The sequence below is a fragment of the Dietzia sp. UBA5065 genome (assembly GCA_002415925.1).
Classification (GTDB): Bacteria; Actinomycetota; Actinomycetes; order Mycobacteriales; family Mycobacteriaceae; genus Dietzia.
Window position 1 is genome coordinate 1 of record DIAZ01000057.1, and the last position, 3,105, is coordinate 3,105.

2 protein-coding genes and 1 pseudogene are annotated in these 3,105 nt (G+C 72.6%); all 3 read left to right on the forward strand.

Going from position 1 to position 3,105, the window contains the following annotated elements:
* Positions 1-310: pseudogene (locus tag B4M60_RS04040) on the forward strand (amino acid deaminase/aldolase); the annotation flags it as partial.
* A complete protein-coding gene (locus B4M60_RS04045) occupies positions 307-1,641 on the forward strand; it encodes a M20/M25/M40 family metallo-hydrolase (protein ID WP_291080522.1) in 1,335 nt (444 codons plus the stop codon). The pseudogene B4M60_RS04040 and the gene B4M60_RS04045, both read left to right, overlap by 4 nt.
* Positions 1,638-2,873, forward strand: coding sequence for an MFS transporter (locus B4M60_RS04050; protein WP_291080524.1), 1,236 nt, complete (start codon positions 1,638-1,640; stop codon positions 2,871-2,873). Before B4M60_RS04045 ends, B4M60_RS04050 begins: the two co-directional genes overlap by 4 nt.
* The last annotated feature ends 232 nt before the right edge of the window (positions 2,874-3,105 follow it).

Consider the following 3,105-nt stretch of genomic DNA (forward strand, 5'->3'; position numbering starts at 1 on the left):
CCCGGCTCGGGGCCTCACCACCTTCCTCTACGGCGGTTACGTGGCCTCCGGGGCGCCGGGCCCGGACAGGTTGCCGGTGCCGGCCAGGCCGGAAGGGCTGCGCTATCTGGGCAGGGAGGGTGCCGGAGAGGTCCAGACCCCCGTGCGCGGGGAGGTGGCGATCGGCGGCCGCGCCTGGTGGCGCCACGCCAAGGCCGGGGAGGTCTGCGAGCGGTTCGACAGCATCCACGTGGTGGACCAGACTGCTCAGGGGCCGGCGGTGGTGGACCGCTGGCCCACGTATCGCGGGGAAGGGAAGTGTTTCGGATGACGGACGGCGCACCGACGACGGACGGGAGTCGGGCGCTGCTGCACGCCGAGGCCGTCTCGATCACGGCCGACCTCGTCTCCATCGACTCGACCAACACGGGCGATCCCGCCACGATCGGCGACGGCGAGACCCGCGTGTGCCGCCGGATCGCGGAGTACCTGGACGAGGTGGGGATCGCCAGCGAGCTGGTCGAGTCCGTGCCCGGGAGGGGGAGCCTGTTCGCCCGCCTCGACGGGGCGGACCCCCGGGCCGGCGGGCTGGTCGTCCACGGCCACGTCGACGTGGTCCCGGCGGTCGCCGGGGACTGGACGGTCCCTCCCTTCGCCGGCGAGATCCGCGACGGGTGGCTCTACGGTCGCGGCACCGTGGACATGAAGAACATGATCGGCATGGTCCTCGCCGTGGTCCGCCACTTCCGACGGGAGGGGATCGTCCCGCGGCGACCGCTGCTGCTCGCCTTCTTCGCCGACGAGGAGGCCGCGGGGATCATGGGCGCCAAGTGGGTCGTGCGGGAACGGCCCGAGATCTTCGACGGCATGACCCACGCCCTGAGCGAGGTCGGGGGGTGGTCCGTCCCCGTCGCCGGGCGTCGCCTCTACCCGATCGCGATCGCCGAGAAGGGCGTCGCGTGGGGCAGGATCAGCGCCCACGGCACCGCGGCACACGCCTCGCGCCCCACACCGGACAACGCCGTCGCCGCGATCGCCGGAGCCGTCCACCGCGTCGCCAGCACGGACTTCCCCGTGGCGCCGACCGAGGCGAACACCGCCCTCGCCCGGGTCGTCGGCGAGATCGCGGGGGTGAGCGGGGAGGTGGCCGACCTCCCGCGACACCTGGGGGTCCTGGGGCACTTCGGCCCGCTCGTCGCCGCGTCGCTCTCGCACACGGCGTCGCCGACGATCCTGTCCGCGGGGTACAAGACCAACGTCATCCCGGCCGAGGCGTTCGCGGAGATCGACTGCCGCGTCCTCCCCGGCGGCGAGGACACCTTCCGCGCCGAGATCGAGGCCGAACTCGGTCCCGACGTCTCGGTCGACTGGATCTGGGAACCCCCGATCTCGGCCCCCGCCGACGACCCCCTGGTCGGCGTCATCCGGGAGGCGGTCCGAGACGTCGACCCGGACTCGCTCGTCGTGCCGTACCTCCTTCCGGCCAGCACGGACAACAAGCACCTCGCGCCGCTGGGCATCGACGGCTACGGCTTCGTCCCGCTGCGGGTCCCCGACGACTTCGACGTGTTCGGCCACTTCCACGCCGTCGACGAACGGGTCCCGGTGGACGCGCTGCACTTCGGTGCGGACGTGCTCGCCCGCGTCCTCGGATCGGCGTGAGGGGCCCGCTCACCGGTAGTCCGCAGTCGACCTCACGGACCGGGCTGCCGGTCGACGTCTGGGTGCTCGTCGCGGCGGCCTTCGCGGTCGCGGTCGGCTACGGCCTCGTGGCACCCGTGCTCCCGCAGTACGCCAGGAGCTTCGACGTCTCGGTGACCGCCGCGTCGGTGGTGGTCAGTGCGTTCGCGTTCTTCCGGCTGGTGTTCGCGCCCGCGGGCGGTTTCCTGGTCGACAAGATGGGGGAGCGCTGGGTCTACATGACCGGGCTGCTCATCGTGGTGGTCTCGACCCTGGCCACCGGCCTCGCCCGGGACTACTGGCAGTTGCTGGTGTTCCGCGGCCTGGGCGGGCTCGGCTCGACCATGTTCACCATCTCGGCGATGGCACTGCTCACGCGCCTCTCGCCGCCCGGGGCCCGGGGGCGGATCGCGGGCCTGTACGCCACCGCGTTCCTCATCGGCAACATCGGCGGGCCGGTGATCGGTGGTCTGCTCGCGGGGTTCGGGATGCGGGTGCCGTTCTTCGTCTACGCGGGCACGCTGCTGGTGGCGACCGGGGTGGTCGGCATCTTCCTCCGCGGCGGGGGCAGACCGACGCCCGGCGACCGGACCGAGGGGCAGGAGGCCCTGCCCGTCGCCGAGGCGCTGCGGCACAGCGGGTATCGCGCCGCACTCGTATCGAGCTTCGTCAACGGCTGGAGTTCCTTCGGGGTGCGCGTGGCGATTGTCCCGCTGTTCGCGGCCGCCAGCTTCGACGCGGGGGCGGGGATAGCGGGCACGGCCCTCGCCTCGTTCGCGGTGGGAACCGCGAGCGTCGTGTCGATCGCGGGCTGGCTGTCCGACAGGTACGGCCGCCGACCGCTGGTGATCGGCGGGTTGGTGGTCTCCGGTTTCTCCACCCTCGTCCTGGGCTGGTGCGACACCGTTCCGCTGCTGGTGGCCGCGTCCGTCGTGGCGGGAATCGGGGCGGGGGTGCTCAACCCCGCGCAGCAGGCGGCGGTCGCCGACGTGGTCGGTGCCGATCGGGCGGGGGGGAAGGTGCTGGCGACCTTCCAGATGGCCAGCGACTCGGGTGCGATCCTCGGCCCCGTCCTGATCGGGCTGGTCGTGGATCTGGTCGGTTACACCGCGGGTTTCGCGCTCTCGGGTGCTCTCCTGTTGGCCGCCGTGGTGCCGTGGCTGTTCGCCAGGGAGACGCACGACCGCCCGAACCGGGTGGCCCCGGGGGAGTGACCTGCGTCGTCGTGTCGCGTGCGGGGCCTTCGACGCCGTAGCATGGGGCACCTCATGAATAATGAAAACGAGGACCGTACCGCCACCGCTGGCGACGAGGTCGACACCGCCGCCAGTACCCCCGATGTGACCGTGACCGAGGAGCAGGGTGACGGTTCCCCTTCTCCCGAGCCCGCCGCCGAGAAGCCGGAGCTCGCCGCCGAGCCCACCGCCGAGAAGCCGGAGCCCGCCG